The 15,385-nt window shown below is 68.8% G+C and carries 18 protein-coding genes; 7 read left to right on the top strand and 11 right to left on the bottom strand.

What is annotated here, in order from left to right:
- Positions 1-175: 175 nt before the first annotated feature.
- Positions 176-808, bottom strand: coding sequence for a hypothetical protein (locus tag C0012_RS13555; protein WP_111467129.1), 633 nt, complete (start codon positions 806-808; stop codon positions 176-178).
- A 227-nt stretch (positions 809-1,035) separates the two neighbouring features.
- Here C0012_RS13555 and C0012_RS13560 point away from each other — a divergent pair, with 227 nt between their 5' ends.
- Both C0012_RS13560 and C0012_RS13565 read left to right on the top strand, forming a co-directional pair.
- Positions 1,036-1,917: a macrolide 2'-phosphotransferase gene (locus tag C0012_RS13560; protein ID WP_111467130.1), complete on the top strand. Its 882-nt coding sequence runs from the start codon at positions 1,036-1,038 to the stop codon at positions 1,915-1,917.
- A 234-nt stretch (positions 1,918-2,151) separates the two neighbouring features.
- Positions 2,152-2,946 (top strand): SseB family protein, encoded by a 795-nt coding sequence (locus tag C0012_RS13565; protein ID WP_111467131.1) that lies wholly within the window; start codon positions 2,152-2,154, stop codon positions 2,944-2,946.
- 4 nt (positions 2,947-2,950) lie between these two features.
- Here C0012_RS13565 and C0012_RS13570 read toward each other — a convergent pair whose 3' ends face one another.
- From C0012_RS13570 to C0012_RS13585, 5 genes are all read right to left on the bottom strand, one after another.
- Positions 2,951-3,652 carry an alpha/beta fold hydrolase gene (locus C0012_RS13570; protein WP_111467132.1) on the bottom strand — a complete coding sequence of 234 codons (702 nt, stop codon included), beginning with the start codon at positions 3,650-3,652 and terminating at the stop codon, positions 2,951-2,953.
- A 70-nt stretch (positions 3,653-3,722) separates the two neighbouring features.
- Positions 3,723-4,694 carry an NAD(P)-dependent alcohol dehydrogenase gene (locus tag C0012_RS13575; RefSeq protein ID WP_111467133.1) on the bottom strand — a complete coding sequence of 324 codons (972 nt, stop codon included), beginning with the start codon at positions 4,692-4,694 and terminating at the stop codon, positions 3,723-3,725.
- Position 4,695: 1 nt separating this feature from the next.
- Complete coding sequence (locus C0012_RS15755; protein ID WP_232527937.1) at positions 4,696-4,917, bottom strand: helix-turn-helix transcriptional regulator; 222 nt, start codon at positions 4,915-4,917, stop codon at positions 4,696-4,698.
- Positions 4,911-5,342 (bottom strand): hypothetical protein, encoded by a 432-nt coding sequence (locus C0012_RS15760; RefSeq protein ID WP_232527938.1) that lies wholly within the window; start codon positions 5,340-5,342, stop codon positions 4,911-4,913. The genes C0012_RS15755 and C0012_RS15760 overlap by 7 nt, the downstream gene beginning before the upstream one ends.
- 148 nt (positions 5,343-5,490) lie before the next feature.
- The gene (locus tag C0012_RS13585; RefSeq protein ID WP_232527939.1) at positions 5,491-5,781 is read right to left on the bottom strand and encodes a GNAT family N-acetyltransferase; all 291 of its coding nucleotides are present in this window, start codon (positions 5,779-5,781) and stop codon (positions 5,491-5,493) included.
- A 401-nt stretch (positions 5,782-6,182) separates the two neighbouring features.
- Between C0012_RS13585 and C0012_RS13590 the strand changes: the two genes are divergently transcribed.
- From C0012_RS13590 to C0012_RS13605, 4 genes are all read left to right on the top strand, one after another.
- The gene (locus C0012_RS13590) at positions 6,183-6,953 is read left to right on the top strand and encodes a winged helix-turn-helix domain-containing protein (RefSeq protein WP_111467136.1); all 771 of its coding nucleotides are present in this window, start codon (positions 6,183-6,185) and stop codon (positions 6,951-6,953) included.
- Between the two features lie 266 nt (positions 6,954-7,219).
- Complete coding sequence (locus C0012_RS13595) at positions 7,220-8,155, top strand: DNA-3-methyladenine glycosylase family protein (RefSeq protein ID WP_111467137.1); 936 nt, start codon at positions 7,220-7,222, stop codon at positions 8,153-8,155.
- Between the two features lie 41 nt (positions 8,156-8,196).
- A complete protein-coding gene (locus tag C0012_RS13600) occupies positions 8,197-8,397 on the top strand; it encodes a hypothetical protein (protein WP_111467221.1) in 201 nt (66 codons plus the stop codon).
- Positions 8,398-8,721: 324 nt separating this feature from the next.
- Positions 8,722-9,558: an aggregation-promoting factor C-terminal-like domain-containing protein gene (locus C0012_RS13605; RefSeq protein ID WP_232527940.1), complete on the top strand. Its 837-nt coding sequence runs from the start codon at positions 8,722-8,724 to the stop codon at positions 9,556-9,558.
- Positions 9,559-9,564: 6 nt separating this feature from the next.
- Here C0012_RS13605 and C0012_RS13610 read toward each other — a convergent pair whose 3' ends face one another.
- From C0012_RS13610 to C0012_RS13625, 4 genes are all read right to left on the bottom strand, one after another.
- The gene (locus C0012_RS13610; RefSeq protein WP_111467138.1) at positions 9,565-10,320 is read right to left on the bottom strand and encodes an iron ABC transporter ATP-binding protein; all 756 of its coding nucleotides are present in this window, start codon (positions 10,318-10,320) and stop codon (positions 9,565-9,567) included.
- Positions 10,317-11,354, bottom strand: a complete 1,038-nt coding sequence (locus C0012_RS13615; protein WP_111467139.1) for an iron chelate uptake ABC transporter family permease subunit — start codon at positions 11,352-11,354, stop codon at positions 10,317-10,319. Before C0012_RS13615 ends, C0012_RS13610 begins: the two co-directional genes overlap by 4 nt.
- A complete protein-coding gene (locus C0012_RS13620; RefSeq protein ID WP_111467140.1) occupies positions 11,347-12,333 on the bottom strand; it encodes an ABC transporter permease in 987 nt (328 codons plus the stop codon). The genes C0012_RS13615 and C0012_RS13620 overlap by 8 nt, the downstream gene beginning before the upstream one ends.
- A gap of 80 nt (positions 12,334-12,413) precedes the next feature.
- The gene (locus C0012_RS13625; RefSeq protein WP_111467141.1) at positions 12,414-13,406 is read right to left on the bottom strand and encodes a siderophore ABC transporter substrate-binding protein; all 993 of its coding nucleotides are present in this window, start codon (positions 13,404-13,406) and stop codon (positions 12,414-12,416) included.
- Between the two features lie 143 nt (positions 13,407-13,549).
- On the opposite strand from C0012_RS13625, the gene C0012_RS13630 reads away from it, so the two are divergent.
- A complete protein-coding gene (locus tag C0012_RS13630) occupies positions 13,550-14,344 on the top strand; it encodes a siderophore-interacting protein (RefSeq protein ID WP_111467142.1) in 795 nt (264 codons plus the stop codon).
- Between the two features lie 13 nt (positions 14,345-14,357).
- Here C0012_RS13630 and C0012_RS13635 read toward each other — a convergent pair whose 3' ends face one another.
- Complete coding sequence (locus tag C0012_RS13635; protein WP_111467143.1) at positions 14,358-15,359, bottom strand: sugar phosphate isomerase/epimerase family protein; 1,002 nt, start codon at positions 15,357-15,359, stop codon at positions 14,358-14,360.
- Positions 15,360-15,385: the final 26 nt, after the last annotated feature.

Genomic DNA, 15,385 nt, shown 5'->3' on the forward strand with positions numbered 1-15,385 from the left:
GACGTCTGACAAACGAACGCGCCGTCGTATGGCGACATGTCGAGGCGGGCAAGCACTTCGATCATCGACGACGAACGGAGTCTGCTGGTCACCGAACGTCGCGAGTGCCCCCGATACGGACACCGCTGGAACAGTGCTCACCAGACGATCGCGCTGCGCCGACTACCGGACCGTCTTACTTGAGCGTGGATGACCGATAGATGGGCACTGTTCCTGCTCGTGAACGACTGGCAAGCACAACCGCCAGGATCCCGAGGCCGAGGGTCGACGCCAGGAAGGCGAGGGTCCCGAACGCGGCGACAAGTCCGCCCATTCTCATGAAGGAGCTTGGTGAGGCGACGCCGATCACCTCTGGCGTCACCCACAGCAGTGTCTGGCCGCCGAGCACCCAGAGCGGCGCCCAGTTCCATGGGGATTGGACGACTCGGGCGCGGGCCACCTGCATGGCCGCGACGAACCCGATCATCAGCGGCAGCGCCATGGACAGGTACTCCCAGAACCGCCAGGCAACAAGCTGTTCGGGAGTGTCAGGACCGGCGAGCACGGCGACGAGAGTTCGGGTCACGGGCCACAGCGCCACAGCGATGGAAGCCGCAAGCCCCAGCGGGTTGCGCGCGACGACGCTGCCCTCCCGGCTCAGTCCCACGGCGAGGATGAGGATGGCGCCTGCCCACAGCACATCAGCGATGAGGGTAAGGGCGGCATGCGTCCCGGCGGATCCCAGGACCGAATCCCGGACGACGCCTATGACACCGCACGCGATAAGCCCGATGCCACCGACCAACCAGGAACGTCTGCGTTCGCGCATGGCTCCACGCTAACGGCGTCGAGGCCGTCCGCGGAAAGCCGGAACCGCGCGCGGCCCCTCCCGTCGGGATGGGACCGAAGGCCCCGAGGCCTACGCTCCGGAAACCCGACGGGACGCTCGAAACGACAGGCGACTGACACGCGGCGGGGCGGGTATCCGTGCCCGCCCCGCAGCGAGCCGGGTCAAGCGCCTCCGCTCGAGGCGCTCTCCCTGCCACAATCTCCTTCATGGATCCCATCGCCCTCGCCGCCGCACACGGCCTCGTCCTCGATCCCGAATCGGTCTCCGTCAACGAGGCCGGGCTCGACTTTCGCGTCGTCATGGCCGCTGACGCGGACGGCGTCACGTGGGTGCTGCGGATCCCCCGCCGCCCCGAGGTCGCGGAGGAGGCCGAGAAGGAGGCCAGGATCCTGCAGCTCGTGCGGCCCGCACTCGCCGAGCTCGACATCGCAGTGCCCGATTGGCGGATCCGCTCGCGTGAGCTCATCGCGTATCCGGCGCTTCCCGGGCATCCCGGTCTGACGCTGGACGGCGCCGAGCCGATCTGGCACATGGATCCGGCGTCCCCCGACTACGCGGCTCGGCTCGGCACGCTGCTCGGCGCCCTGCACGCCATCGACCCCGACGAGGCACGCGACGCCGGCGTCGAGGTGCGCTCACCCGACGAGGTGCGCCGGCAGTGGCAGGAAGACATGGATCGCGTGCGCGACGAGTTCACGATCGCTCCTGCCCTCGACGAAGCCTGGCGCGCCTGGGTCGACGACGATGCGAGCTGGCCCGAGCACACGGTGATGTCGCACGGCGAGATCTATCCGGCGCACGTCCTGCTCGACGAGGGGCGGATCACCGGCGTCCTCGACTGGACGACCGCCCGCGTCGATGACCCGGCCCGGGACTTCTCGTTCCAGATCGGCGCCGCGGGCGATGCCATGCTGCAGGCCACACTCGAGGCGTACACCGCGGCGGGTGGCCGCACGTGGCCGGGACTCGCGACGCAGGCGCGTCGGATCTGGGATGCAAGCCCTCTCACGTATGCCCTCTTCGCCCTCACCACCGGCGACCCGGCGCATCGCGATAGCGCCGAGGCGATGCTGAATCCCGCGGCGTAGCGGATCATCGGGAGATGCAATCTGCCGGCGCCCCGATACTCTCGTATCCACTCCGATCCGCGCGTTCATCCCTTGACCATTCCCACGCGGCGGAGCGCGAGAGAATGCACATTCGCCGAGAGTCGCGCTCGACCGCGAAAATCCCCTCGTCTCGGAGCGTCGGCGCCGCTCCCGCCCCGCAACCTTCCGCCACGCGTTGGCGTCGCGCCCCGCACGCCGCGTAGCGTGGGCCGCATGACGGACGAGCAGCCGAAGAACATCGTCAAGAACGCCCGCGTGCAGGAGGCGCTTGAGGCGTGGGCCGAAAAGAAGGATCCGCAGACGCACAGCGACGTCCTGCGGCGTGCGGCCTCCGGGCAGCTGCTGCTCGACATCAGCCACTCCGAATTCGCTGACCCTGACAAGCCCATGCAGGACGGCGACAGGCTCATTGTCACGTCGGTGCGCGACGACGAGGGCAAGGATCTGCTGCTCGCGTTCACCGACAATCCGCGCCTCGAGGCGTTCACGCCGGGCGACGAGGGGCGTTCGCTCGCTCAGCCCGCGGCCGCGACCCTCGCACAGGCGATCGAGCACCATGACGGCATCGCGATCGACGCAGGATCAGAGGGCGCGTTCATCGCGTACAGCGACGAGATGCAGCGCGCCTTCGGCGACAGCCTCGCCGACGCGTCGCGACTCTCGTCCGCGATCGTCGAGGGCGGCGTCGAGATCGACGAGTTCGTGCGGATGCTGAAGGATGCGGTCGTCTACGTGGGCGGGATCCCCGTGACCGACGACGACGGCGACACGATCGGCTACAACATCGCGAGCGCGACGCGCCCCGATGGCCAGGTGCTGCACGCCCTGTTCACGAGCCCCGCCGAGCTGTGGGCGTGGGAGCCGTCCGCGGTCGCGCAGCCGACCACCCTCGACAAGGTCGTCGCGTCCGCTCGTGGCGATGGCATGGCGGGCCTGGTCGTCAACCCCGTCGGACCCGCCGCAGAACTGAAGATCGAGTGGTTCGAGAACGCCGACACCGACGACTGATCGGCTACTCGCCCGCAACCTCGCCGACGAGGATCCGCGCGAGTTCCTCAGGCTTGGTCAGCTGAGGCCAGTGGCTCGTCGGCAGCTCAATGACCGACATCTCCTTCACGGCCTGCATCTCAGCCGTCATCGGATGATCCGCCGCGATGAGGTTCTCGAGCTGCCCCACAGGGAACGCCGTCGCGACGATCGTGACCGGCACCTCCCAGCGAGCCTCGTCCGTGAGGACGATCGGATCCTTCGCAACGCGTTCCGGCACGGGGATCGCCCGCGCGATGAAGTCAGCGAGCTGATCATCCGTGAAGTCCTGAAACTCGACGTCGGCGAAGTGCTCCGCGCGATCCTCCGGAAAGGGTACGAGCCCGTCGATAGCGGGCAGATCCTCGTTGATCGCCAGACCTGCGGGCGGCGGGAAGGCATCGACGAAGATCACTCGCGCGACCCGATCCGGGCGCGCATCGGTCGCTCCCCACGCAACGGCGCCGCCCGCGGAATGCCCGACGAGCACGACGCTCCCGGGCGCCTCGTCGATGAGGCGCACGATCGCGTCGACATGATCCTGAAGCCCCACGTCGCTGCTGTCGCCCGGCGCGTACCCGGGCAGGGTAGGCGCGTGTACGCGATGCCCCGCGCCCTCAAGCGCGGGCGCCTGGCCGGCCCACGATGATCCGTCGAGCCAGAATCCGGCGATGAGAATCACGTCCATACGGCGAGCGTACGGCGCGATCTCAACCCGCGAAACGGGGGCGGCCGCGTACGCGCCAAGCCCCAACGGATCAGGCCACCCGCACCACCGTCTTCGCCGCCCCCGCGCCGTGGCCGAGATGGCGCAGCGCCTCCGCTGATTCGTCGAGGGCGAACTCGCGGTCGATGATCGGCCACAGCTCCCCCGCTTCGACCAGCGCCGCGAGGTCGCGCAGCGCCTCCGCGTCTTCCGACGAGCTCAGCATCACCAGGCGCTGGCGCGTGAAGGGATCCGCCATGGCGGCTCCGAGCGATCGCGTGATGCCCCCGAGCGGAGCGCCCTCGGGCTCCGATCCAACGACCACGAGCGCGCCCGCGTGTGACAGAGCGCGACGCATCGCACGCACAGGCCGGTGCCCTCCCGTATCGATGATCACGTCGAAGGGTCCCCGTGCAAGGGGGTCCTCACGCCTGTAGTCGACAACGTGATCCGCGCCCGATGCCCGCGCGATCGCCGCCTTGCCCGCGCTGCAGGCGGCGACGACGGATCCGCCGAGCGATTTCGCGATCTGCACGGCAAAGTGCCCCACGCCGCCGCCCGCGCCGAGCACCAGCACGCGATCGCCCGCGCTCGTGCGCCCCGCGTCGCGCACGGCACGGAGCGCAGCGGTCGCCGAGGTCGGGACGGCGGCGGCCTCCGCGAACGATAGGCCCATCGGCTTCGCCGCGATCCGACTCACACGCACGCGCGCAAACTCGGCGAGGGAGCCGTCAGGTGCCTCCGCGACGCCGTACACCTCGTCACCTCGCTGCAGCCCCGCCACCTCGGCCCCGACCTCGTGCACCGTGCCCGCCAGGTCTCCGCCGGGCACACGCCCACCGCGAAGCGGCATGATCGCCCGGATGAGAGCGGGACGCCCCTCGACCAGATGGACCGTGCCCGCGTCGACTCCCGCCGCGGCGACACGCACCACGACCTCTCCTTGGCCGGCAATCGGCGCCTCGCGATCGCCCATCCTCAGCACCTCTGGACCGCCGTAGCGAGCCTGCACCACCGCGCGCATCTCATCCCCCCTCGGGATACTCGAACACCTCGTCGATCCCCACGCCGAATGCACGGGCGATCAGGAACGCGACCTCGAGCGACGGCGAGTACCGCCCCTGCTCGATCGCGATGAGCGTCTGGCGCGTGATCCCCACACGCGACGCCAGCTCCGCCTGCGTCATCTCATCGGCGTCGAAGCGCAGGCGGCGGATCCGATTCGTCACCCTCGTCGGCTTCACCATGCGGGATCGAAGCCTCGACGATATGCGTAGATGCGGGCGACACCGCCGAACACGGCGGAGAGCGCGAAGCCCAAGAGAATCGCGTTCGCGATCCAGAAATGCGCCGATTCGAAGAGCGCGAGTGACAGCGCGACGGCACCGCCGAGGAGAACGAAGCTGTGTCCGATGCGTTCGGACCATTTCTCGATCAGGAGATCGCGCTCGTCCCTCTCACCGCGGAACCCGCCCAAGATCCAGCACAGCAGGAAGACTCCCCCGATGACCGCGGGGAGCATCACGGTGAGGACGCCGCCGTAGCCCGCGTCGACGAGCGGACCGCCGCCGGCACGCACAAGGACGATCGCGACGTATGCCGGATACGCAACGGCGACGACCGCCATCTGCACCCACGCCGTCCGCTCGCCCGGCGCCATGTCATTTCGCACGTCAGCCCCCGTCCATGTCAAAGATTCATGACACGGTCAACGTAATCCATATGCGACATGGAGTCAAACATTATTTACACGTTGACACCCACGGGATCGGTGCGAACAAAACCTGCGGCCCCTTTGCCTCGACGGAGCCATGCGCCGCTCAGCCCTCGAGCATCGCCCGGCGCTCCGGATGGGTGTCGAACCATTCGGCGACGTACCAGCAGACGGGCAGGATCCTCCGACCGCCGAGCGCCTCAATCGCGTCGACCGCGCGTTCGGTCACGACCCCGGCGAAGCCGTGCCCGCGATGCGCGGGGATCGTGAACGCCCGCGTGAGAGCGATCGTGTCGCCGCGCCGTTCATAGTCGAGCACGCTCACGAGCTCGTCGCCGCGGCGCAGTTCGTAGCGAGACCTGTCCGCGACATCCGTGAATGTCAGTTCCTCCGTCACATCTTGATTCAACACCGCGCGCCACCGTCCTGTTCCGCGGCAGGACGATGCTCCCGCACGACATCCGACGTCACAGACCGCGTCACGGATTGACACGGGGCGTCGCACGCAGTCACAATGAGCCACATGACTGACGACACGCAGATTCTGTCCGCCCGGGAGGCGAACGGAGTTGCCGGTGCCGTGATGCCCGGCCGCGTTGTCATGTGCTGTCGAATGTGCCGCTGAGCGACTCACCCCGCCGAGCACTTCCGTCCAGCCGCCGGTTCTGCGCACCGCGCCCGCCGTCCTGGAGCACGCATCGCCTCGATTGAGGCGCGCATCCCGCGCTTTCCGCGCGATTCGACGCACCTTTCCCGGATCCTTCTTGCGGATCCGCGCATACTTCAAGGACCATCCTCATGACCACTCTGATCGCACCCGCCGCCCGACCGACCCGACAGACGCACCTCCGCGCGGTACCCTCGCTCCGTGAGCAGCAGGCAGTCCGTACGGCACATCCCTCGAATGGCCGCACCGTGAACGACGACTCCGCACCCCAGTCTGCCCCGGCGGCGCCCGCGGGCCCGCCCTCCGGATCCGAGCCGCGCGGCTTCGCCCTCTATGTCGGCCTCGACGAGGCCTCCGCGGCGGCCGACGGCGTCAGCCTGAACGTGCTCGTCGACGCGCTGCGCCGCACGATCGCCGATCTGTCGCCGCGCGCCGAGACGTACGCGACGGTCGCCCTCGCCTCGCAGGACGCGGGCGGCCGCGATATCGACATCGTCCGCCTCGCCCTGAAGGAGCCGGGCGCCGTGGCGCGCGTGCGTTCGGAGGCTCCCGCTCGAAATGCCGACACCGGCGTCGTCGTCGACATCTCGCGCAAACGGGTCACGATCGACGGTGAAAGCGCATCGCTCACCTACAAGGAGTTCGAGCTGCTGCAGTACCTCGTCCTGCGCGAGGGGCGCACGATCGAGCGCGCCGAGCTCGTCGACTCGCTGTGGCAGACCGGCGACGAAGACGCCCCCGGCGAGCGGACGATCGACGTGCACGTGCGACGCCTGCGCGCCAAGCTCGGCCGCTACGAGGACATCGTCCGCACCGTGCGGGGCATCGGATACCGCTTCGACCGGCACGCCGACGTCACCATCCGCTACGGAGCCGGCGCCCCCTCGCCCGACCGCTTCTGAAAAGCCGCGCGAGCGCGCGGCGCCTCGGTGGGATTCGGGTCGATTCCTGATAATCGACCAGTTTCCCGACGAGGCGCCCGCCTCTCGGCATCCGCGGCGACCATCCCGCAGACCGTCGGTGCGCCACACAGGATGGGTCGCCAGAAAACGCGGGTTCGTGCGGCGGCCAACTAGCGTTTTCTGGCGACCCTCTGTTCCTTCGACATGCCGCGCCGCGCCGAGCCGCGGGCGGCGTGAGCCCAGGAGGTCGGCGTAGCGTGACGGCCATGCCCACCGCCGTTCGCGAGTCGCCGCCGCAGACGCGGTATGCGCCGCGCGCGGCGATCGATCTGCGGGCGACGGTCGGGGTGCTGCAGCGGGGGCCGGGCGATCCGGCGCAGACGCACGCGGGCGGCGTGATCTGGCGGGCGATGCGCACGCCCGACGGCATTGCGACGCTCGCGCTGTCACAGACCGCCGATGGATCCGTGCGGGCGGCCGCGTGGGGGCCGGGACGCGAGCGGGCGCTCGCGCAGGTGCCCGCGCTGTGCGGGGCGGGCGACGACGTCGACGGATTCGACGCGTCGCACCACCCGCTCATCGCCGAGGCGCACCGCCGCCACCTCGGCCTGCGCCTCACCCGCACCGACGCACCGTTCGACGCACTGACGCAGTCGGTGATCGAGCAGAAGGTCACCCTGCGCCAGGCGTTCGGCGCGTGGCGCCGACTCGTCGCGAGATTCGGCGATCCCGCGCCGGGCCCCACGCCTCGACCTCTCACCGTGCCGCCCGCGCCCGCGGTGTGGCAGCGGATCCCGTCCTGGGCGTGGCACCGCGCGGGTCTCGAGCCGCCCCAGGCGCGCACGATCGCCCAGGCGGCGCCCCGCGCCGCATCGCTCGACCGCGCCCTCGCGCGTTCGTCCGACGGAGACGCGCGCGACCGCCACCTCACCGCGCTGCCGGGCGTCGGGCCCTGGACGGCCGCCGAGACACGGATCCGCGCATTCGGCGATCCCGACGCCGTCAGCGTGGGCGACTACCACCTCGCGCACCACGTGGGATACGCACTCGCCGGGTCTCGCACGAACGACGACGGCATGCTCGCCCTGCTCGAACCGTGGCGCGGGCACCGGCAGCGGGTGATCCGTCTCATCCTCGCCGCCGGCCTCACGGAACCGCGCCGGGGGCCGCGGCTGCACATCGAAGATCACCGGGAGCGATGATGCACGACTCCCACCACGAAGATCCGCGCCACAATGGAGACATGTCTCCGCGTGCCCGCAGGACCCTCATCTCGATCGGGCTGTTCGCCCTCGCGGTGCTCGTCGGCTCGATCCTCGGCAGCGCATGGCTCGGCGCGACGATCGGCGTTCTCATCGGAATCGGCGCACTCATCGCGTTCGAATCGAAGCGCGGCGGCAATCAGGGCCTCTACGACAAGGACGACGACGGCGCAGAGCTGTAACCGCGCGGGGCGCTCCCACCGCTCTCGCAGGAGACTCTGAGCCCGCCACCGTTATCGGTTCGTTACCAAAGGGCTTCACGCCCGTCCGATCCGCACCATGATGCGGATCCGCGCGTTCCGCCGCGCACACTCAGGTTTCCGGGGCGAATCAGGCGAGGACCGCCCGAATCCGGCCGATGCCGGGGGTTTTCCGCGCGTGCGTTCAGAATCGGCCCCCATCGTCGGTACCCGGCAGCCACGCTGGCACTGTCCGACACGTGCCGCCCGCCGCACGCAGCGACCCGACTGCGCTCCCCGCACAGACTCTTTGGACGAACCTCCCGCATGACGACTGACGAGACACCTCTGCTCACCCCCTTCCCCCGCGCGAACCACCTTCGCCTGCTCCGCCAGGATCGCGAGCGTCGTCGTCGCCGCTTCGGCTTCGGCGCGGCCCTCGCCGTCGGCCTCCTCGCCGTCGGCACCGGAACGTCCGCGTATGCGATGGACACGATGATCCCGCGCGAGAAGGCGGGCACCATCCAGACGGCGACGGGCGAGACAGCCGCCGAGGCTCAGGAGACGCTCGTCGCGGCGAAGAACCTGCTCGAGCGCGCCGAGGACAAGGTCGACGCGACGGAGCTCACGGCATCCGTCGAGTACCTCGAGGACTACGAGGGCATGCCCGCCTCGATCGCCGATGACGCGACCGCCGAGGCCAACGAGGCGATCGAGGATCTCACCGTCGAGGTGACGGAGTACGAAGAGGAGCAGGCCGCGAAGGCCGAGCAGGAGCGCAAGGAGCAGGAAGAGGCCGCGGCCGCCGCCGCGGCGGAGGAGCAGGCCGCCGCCGAGGCCCTCGCCGCCGCCAACACGGTCGAGGGCGCGAAGGCCACGGCCCAGCAGCTCGCGCTCAGCACCTACGGCTGGGGCGGCGACCAGTTCAGCTGCCTCGATCTGCTGTGGACGAAGGAGTCGGGCTGGAACTACCAGGCGTCGAACCCGTCGAGCGGCGCGTACGGCATCCCGCAGTCGCTGCCCGGCAGCAAGATGGCCACAGTCGCGTCCGACTGGGCGAGCAACGCCACGACGCAGATCACGTGGGGTCTGCAGTACATCTCCGCGGCCTACGGCACGCCCTGCGCCGCGTGGGGCCACTCGCAGGCCGTGAACTGGTACTGAGCCGGTTCAGTAGTACACGGCGAGCGGGCCGTTCGGGCCCGGCACGACCTGCACGGGGGTGTCGAACACCCTTGTGAGGACGTCGTCGGTCATGATCTCGTCCGGCCCGCCGAACTCCACCACCCGGCCGTCCTTCACGGCGCAGATGCGATCGGCGTAGTGCCCCGCGAAGTTGATGTCGTGCAGCACGATCACGATCGTGCGTCCGAGCTCCTCTGCCGCGCGGCGCAGCTGCTGCATCATCTGCACCGAGTGACGCATGTCGAGGTTGTTGAGCGGCTCATCGAGCAGCACGTAGTCGGTCTCCTGCGACAGAACCATCGCGACGTACGCGCGCTGACGCTGTCCGCCCGAGAGCTGGTCAAGATAGCGCCCTTCGAGCGCACCGAGGTCGAGGAAGTCGATCGCCCGGGTGATGATCTCCTCGTCTGCGCTCGTGAGGCGCCCCTTCGAGTACGGGAACCGTCCGAACGACACGAGCTGGCGCACCGTCAGACGCGTGATGAAGTGGTTCTCCTGGCGCAGGATCGACACGATCCTGGCGAGATCCTTCGATGCGGTCGAAGCGACGTCGTAGCCGGCGACCTTGATCGTGCCGTCATCGATGCCGAGAAGGCGCCCGATCATCGTGAGAAGGGTGGACTTCCCGGCGCCATTCGGCCCGACGAGCGCCGTGATCCCGCCGCCCGGGATCTCGATGTCGACGGGGCCGATCTCGACCTCGCCGCCGTACTGCTTGCGAACACCGGTGAGCGAGATCACAGTCGCCCCTTTCTGAGGATGACGAAGAGGAACACGGATCCTCCGACAAGTTCGATGATGATCGTCACGGCACCTTGCGCGGCGAACACGTTCTTGATGACGAAATAGGCGCCCGCGAGCACGACGAAGCCAGTGAGGGCCGCGACCGGGAAGATGAGCCGGTGGTCGTGCGTATCGGCGAATTGGTAGGCGAGCGTCGCGACAAGGAAGCCCAGGAAGGTCATCGGGCCGACGAGCGACGTCGACACGGCCATGAGGATCGACACGAGGAACAGCATCGCCATCGTCTGACGGCGATGCGCGAGACCGAGGCTCGTGGCAGCCTCCTTGCCCAGGGCGAGCACATCGAGGCGCCGGCCGTTCCACCAGATGAGCCCGACCGCGACGACGACGAGCGGGATCGCGATCGGCAGATACGACACATCGGCGTTGGCGATGCTGCCGAACAGCCGCGCCGACAGGACGTCGAACTCGCTCGGCGTGAGCATGCGCTGCATGAACGTCGAGATGGATCCGAGCCCGCCACCGATGACGATGCCGATCAGCAGCATGATCTGCAGATTGCCGTATCGCCCCGACAGCAGCCAGCCATACAGCAGCAGCGACAGCCCGACCATGAGGCCGACCTGCAGGAGGAACTGGGGGACGCCCTGTACGGCGACGACGCCGGCGGCGCCGAGCACGAACACGGCCCCCGTCTGCACGGCGATGTAGAGCGATTCGAAGCCCATGATCGACGGCGTGAGGATCCGGTTGTTCGTCACAGTCTGGAAGGTGACGGTCGCGATCGCCTGGCAGATCGCGACGACCGCGATGACGGTGACGTTCGTCACCCGCATCTTCGCGATGCGCCAGAAGCCATCGGATCCGGCCGGCATCGGGTTGTCCCAGGCGAGCAGGCCGTAGGCGAGCCCCACGGCCAGCACTGCGAGGATCGCGACGATGATCGTGTAGCGCACGCGGGCGCGCCGCGTCGGGAGAGGACGGGAGCTGCGTGTCGCGGCGGAGGGAGCCGCGGTCTTCGTGTCAAACATTCCGGCGCTGCCTCAGCAGGAGGAAGACGAACACCACGGCGCCGACGACGCCGAGGATCAGGGAGACGGGGATCTCGAACGGCATGATGATGGTCCGCCCGATGAGGTCGCAGACGGTGACGATCGCGATGCCCGTCAGGCACACCCACGGCAGATTGCTGCGCAGATCGTCGCCGCGGATCATGGAGACGATGTTCGGAACGATCAGCCCGAGGAAGGGCAGGCTGCCGATGACGACGGTGACGACGCCGGTCGCGACGGCGATGAGCCCCGTGCCGAGGAGGATGACGCGGTCGTAGTTCAGGCCGACGTTGGTGGCGACGTCCTTGCCGAGGCCGGCGACCGTGAAGCGGTCTGCCGCGACGAAGATGAGGGCGGCGACGATCGCCACGACCCACAGGGGCTCGTACTGCCCACGGAACACCGAGGTGAAGCTGCCGGCGAACCAGATGCCGAGGCTCTGCAGCATGTCGGTCTGCAGCGCGACGAAGGTCGAGATGGATCCGACCACGGCGCCGAGCATGATGCCGACGATGGGAACGATGAGCGACGAGCGCAGCGACACGCGCCTCAGGAAGAGGAAGAAGATCATCGTGCCGATGAACGCCGCGACGACGGCGCCCCCCATGCGGGCGAGGATGCTCGCGCCGGGAAAGAGCACCATCACCGTCAGCAGCCCGAGCCCGGCCCATTCGGTCGTGCCGGTCGTCGTCGGCTCGACGAAGCGGTTCTGCGTGAGCAGCTGCATGACGAGCCCGCACATCGCCATCGCGCCGCCCGCGAGGACGAGAGCGAGCGTGCGGGGGATCCGCGTGATGACGAACATCTCGGCGCCGTCATCGGCGCCGAAGACGTCATAGACGCCGGTGAACAGCGAAACGACGAGCAGCGCGAGAACGACGAGGACCCCGATGATGAGCTTCCCGTCGAACAGCCGTCCGCGCGTGCGCACCGTCCCGTCGGCCGTGCGAGTGGTCATGTGCGTGTGTCCTCCTCCGGACGCGACGCAGGTGGGGCGCGACTCGCGCCCCACCCTGGTCGATCAGTACGTCCGGCGGATCAGGACGCAGCCTCGAAAGCGTCGGCGAGATCCTCGAGGAACTCGGTGTAGGTCTGGATGCCCTCGTTCGTGTACGTGTCGGCGGGCATGTAGACGAGCTGATCCTCGGCGACGGCCGTGACGCCGGCCAGCGGCTCGGAGTCTTCGATCACCTCGGCAGCCTGCGTGTACTCGGGGTCGTCGGCGGCGACGGCCGCGTCGCGATCCATCACGAGGATCCAGTCGGGGTTCGAGTCGGCGATCGCCTCGACCGAGATGTCGTCACCCTGATGGTCGTCGCTCGCCTCGTCGACCTCGAGCGACGGCGTGAGGCCGAGGATGTCGTAGAGGGGCCCGAAGGTGCGTCCCGCGCCTGGCGACGAGTAGCCGATCTCGCCGCCCGATGTGATGACCGACATCACCGTCTGGTCGGCGTCGTATGCGGCCTTGACGCGCTCGACAGCGGCGTCGAAGTCAGCCACCACCTGCGCCGCCTCGTCCTGCTTGCCGAAGATCTCGCCCAGCACCTCGACCTGGCGCTTCAGTTCGGCGTCGAACGGCTCTCCCTCACGCGGGTCGAGTTCGAGGATCGTCGCGTCGGGAACGAGCTCGGCCATCTGATCGTGGAACTGTGCGAAGCGCTGCCCGTTCACGATGATGTCGGGGTCGACGGCGACGAGAGACTCGAGGTCGGGCTCGCGGTGGATGCCGAGATCGATGACGGAGTCGTCCTGCGTGTAGGAGATCGTGTCGGGCATCAGCGACACGGCCGCGGCGCTCAACTCGATCCCCCAGTCGTCGAGCGTCTGGAACGTGCGGTTATCCGTCGCGACCACGGACGCCGGCGGCACTGCGATCGTGTGGGTGCCGTTGTTGTCCTCGACCTCGACGGTGTCGGCCGCGGCGTCTGACGGAACCTCGGCTTCGGCGCCGGCCTCCGACGCGCAGCCAGCGAGGGCGAGGGCCGAGACGGCGACGAGGGAGAGCGCCGAGACGGGGCGGATCATGCTCATAGAGGTGACTCCTGTAGTGGTGAGAGCGCGCTGTCATGCGCGGACTCGCGTGAGTGGAGAGGCCCGATGCGTGCCGTCGTGGGACGCGGCCTGCACGAAGTGAGGCAAGCCTTACCGAGCCAGAATCAGGTTAGCCTTACTTTATGAGCTCGTCCAGCACCGATCGCCCGACATACGCCACTCACCGGGAGCAGCTCGAGCTGCGGTTCCGCAATGCGACCCTCACCGCGCGGGAACATCTCACGGACGACTACGTGCGAGTGCGCCTCTCCGGCGACGATCTGCGCGGCTTCGACACACCCGGGCACGACGACCACATCCGCATCTTCCTGCCCGACGGCCCTGTTTCGACCGTCGAGGAGATGCGCGCGGCTCCGAGCCGCGAGTTCACGCCTCTCGCGTGGGGAGAGACCCATGACGGGGACGCCTTCCTCGATCTCGAGTTCGCGCTGCACGGCGACGACGGCGTCGCGGGCGTCTGGGCGGCGAACGCTCCTCTCGGCGCGCCGATCGGCGTCGGCGGCCCGCGCGGCACGCTGCGCGTCGACGGATCCCCTGACGGATGGCTGCTCGCGGGCGACGAGACGGCGATCGCACAGATCCGCCGCTACGCCGCCCTCATCCCCGAGGACGCGCCGGCGCTCATCATCGTCGAGGTCCGAAACGCGGGCCAGCAGGTGCCGATCGATGCCCCGGTCCCCGTCGAGTACGTGCACCGCAAGGACCAGGCCCCGGGGACGGCGTTGGCCGCCGCCCTCGACACACTCGACGAGGACGACCGCCCGGGCGAGGATCCGTTCGTGTTCATCGCCGCCGAGCAGGCGATCGTGAAGACCGGACGCGCGCTCGCGTGCGACCGCTGGGGACTCGACGCCGACCGCCGCGTCATCAAGGGCTACTGGAAGGCGGGCGACACCGAGTTCCACGCTCCCCACTGACGGGAGCGGGCGGTCACTTCGTCGAGAACGCCGCGTCGAACGAGGCCTCCGGCGGCGTGATCGCGTTGAGCTTGCGCACGAACGCGAGCGCCTCGGGGGCGCCCTGCAGGCGGTCCATGCCCGCGTCCTCCCACTCGACGCTCGTCGGCCCGTCGTAGCCGATCGCGTTCAGGGCGCGGAAGAGCGGCTCCCACGGCACCTCACCGTGGCCCGTCGAGACGAAGGTCCAGCCGCGCCGGGGATTCGCCCACGGCAGATGGGATCCGAGCACGCCATTGCGGCCGTCAAGGTTCGTCACCGACTCCTTCACGTGCACGTGCAGGATGTGCTCGGCGAAGTCGAGCACGAACGCCACCGGATCCAGCTGCTGCCACATGAAGTGCGACGGATCGAAGTTGATGCCGAAGCCCGGGCGATGCCCGATCGCCTCGAGTGCGCGCTTCGCCGTCCAGTAGTCGTACGCGATCTCGGAGGGGTGCACTTCGAGCGCGAAGCGAACGCCCTCTTCCTCGAATACGTCGATGATGGGGTTCCAGCGGTCGGCGAAGTCCTGGTAGCCGGCCTCGATCGCCTCGTCGCTCACGGGCGGGAACATCGCGACGTACTTCCAGATCGCCGAGCCCGTGAAGCCCGTCACGGTCTTCACGCCGAGCTTCGCGGCGAGCCGCGCGGTGTTCTTCAGCTCGTCGGCGGCACGCTGCCGCACCCCCTCGGGATCCCCGTCGCCCCACACACGACCCGAGAGGATGTCCTGGTGGCGCTGGTCGATCGGATCGTCGCAGACGGCCTGGCCCGTGAGGTGATTCGCGATCGTCCACACCTTCAGGCCGTTGCGCTCGAGGATCTCTTTGCGACCTGCGATGTAGGCGTCGTCGTCCCAGCGGGACGGATCCAGGTGATCACCCCAGCATGCGATCTCGAGCCCGTCGTATCCCCATTCCCCCGCGAGGCGACACACCTCCTCGAACGGCAGATCGGCCCACTGGCCAGTGAACAGTGTGATCGGTCGGGTCATGTCCTTCTCCTCCTGTGGTCCGGCGG

The sequence above is a fragment of the Microbacterium suaedae genome (genome assembly GCF_003254645.1).
Lineage (GTDB): Bacteria > Actinomycetota > Actinomycetes > Actinomycetales > Microbacteriaceae > Microbacterium > Microbacterium suaedae.

What these genes read in the sequence shown, in the direction of transcription:
- C0012_RS13625 (WP_111467141.1), bottom strand. Translation starts at nt 13,406, where the DNA reads ATGAGCATGATCCGCCCCGTCTCGGCGCTCTCCCTCGTCGCCGTCTCG.
- C0012_RS13570 (WP_111467132.1), bottom strand. Translation starts at nt 3,652, where the DNA reads ATGGACGTGATTCTCATCGCCGGATTCTGGCTCGACGGATCATCGTGG.
- C0012_RS13555 (WP_111467129.1), bottom strand. Translation starts at nt 808, where the DNA reads ATGCGCGAACGCAGACGTTCCTGGTTGGTCGGTGGCATCGGGCTTATC.
- C0012_RS13595 (WP_111467137.1), top strand. Translation starts at nt 7,220, where the DNA reads ATGCCCACCGCCGTTCGCGAGTCGCCGCCGCAGACGCGGTATGCGCCG.
- C0012_RS15755 (WP_232527937.1), bottom strand. Translation starts at nt 4,917, where the DNA reads ATGGTGAAGCCGACGAGGGTGACGAATCGGATCCGCCGCCTGCGCTTC.
- C0012_RS13630 (WP_111467142.1), top strand. Translation starts at nt 13,550, where the DNA reads ATGAGCTCGTCCAGCACCGATCGCCCGACATACGCCACTCACCGGGAG.
- C0012_RS13605 (WP_232527940.1), top strand. Translation starts at nt 8,722, where the DNA reads ATGACGACTGACGAGACACCTCTGCTCACCCCCTTCCCCCGCGCGAAC.
- C0012_RS13620 (WP_111467140.1), bottom strand. Translation starts at nt 12,333, where the DNA reads ATGACCACTCGCACGGCCGACGGGACGGTGCGCACGCGCGGACGGCTG.
- C0012_RS13560 (WP_111467130.1), top strand. Translation starts at nt 1,036, where the DNA reads ATGGATCCCATCGCCCTCGCCGCCGCACACGGCCTCGTCCTCGATCCC.
- C0012_RS13635 (WP_111467143.1), bottom strand. Translation starts at nt 15,359, where the DNA reads ATGACCCGACCGATCACACTGTTCACTGGCCAGTGGGCCGATCTGCCG.
- C0012_RS13615 (WP_111467139.1), bottom strand. Translation starts at nt 11,354, where the DNA reads ATGTTTGACACGAAGACCGCGGCTCCCTCCGCCGCGACACGCAGCTCC.
- C0012_RS13565 (WP_111467131.1), top strand. Translation starts at nt 2,152, where the DNA reads ATGACGGACGAGCAGCCGAAGAACATCGTCAAGAACGCCCGCGTGCAG.
- C0012_RS13575 (WP_111467133.1), bottom strand. Translation starts at nt 4,694, where the DNA reads ATGCGCGCGGTGGTGCAGGCTCGCTACGGCGGTCCAGAGGTGCTGAGG.
- C0012_RS13600 (WP_111467221.1), top strand. Translation starts at nt 8,197, where the DNA reads ATGTCTCCGCGTGCCCGCAGGACCCTCATCTCGATCGGGCTGTTCGCC.
- C0012_RS13590 (WP_111467136.1), top strand. Translation starts at nt 6,183, where the DNA reads ATGACCACTCTGATCGCACCCGCCGCCCGACCGACCCGACAGACGCAC.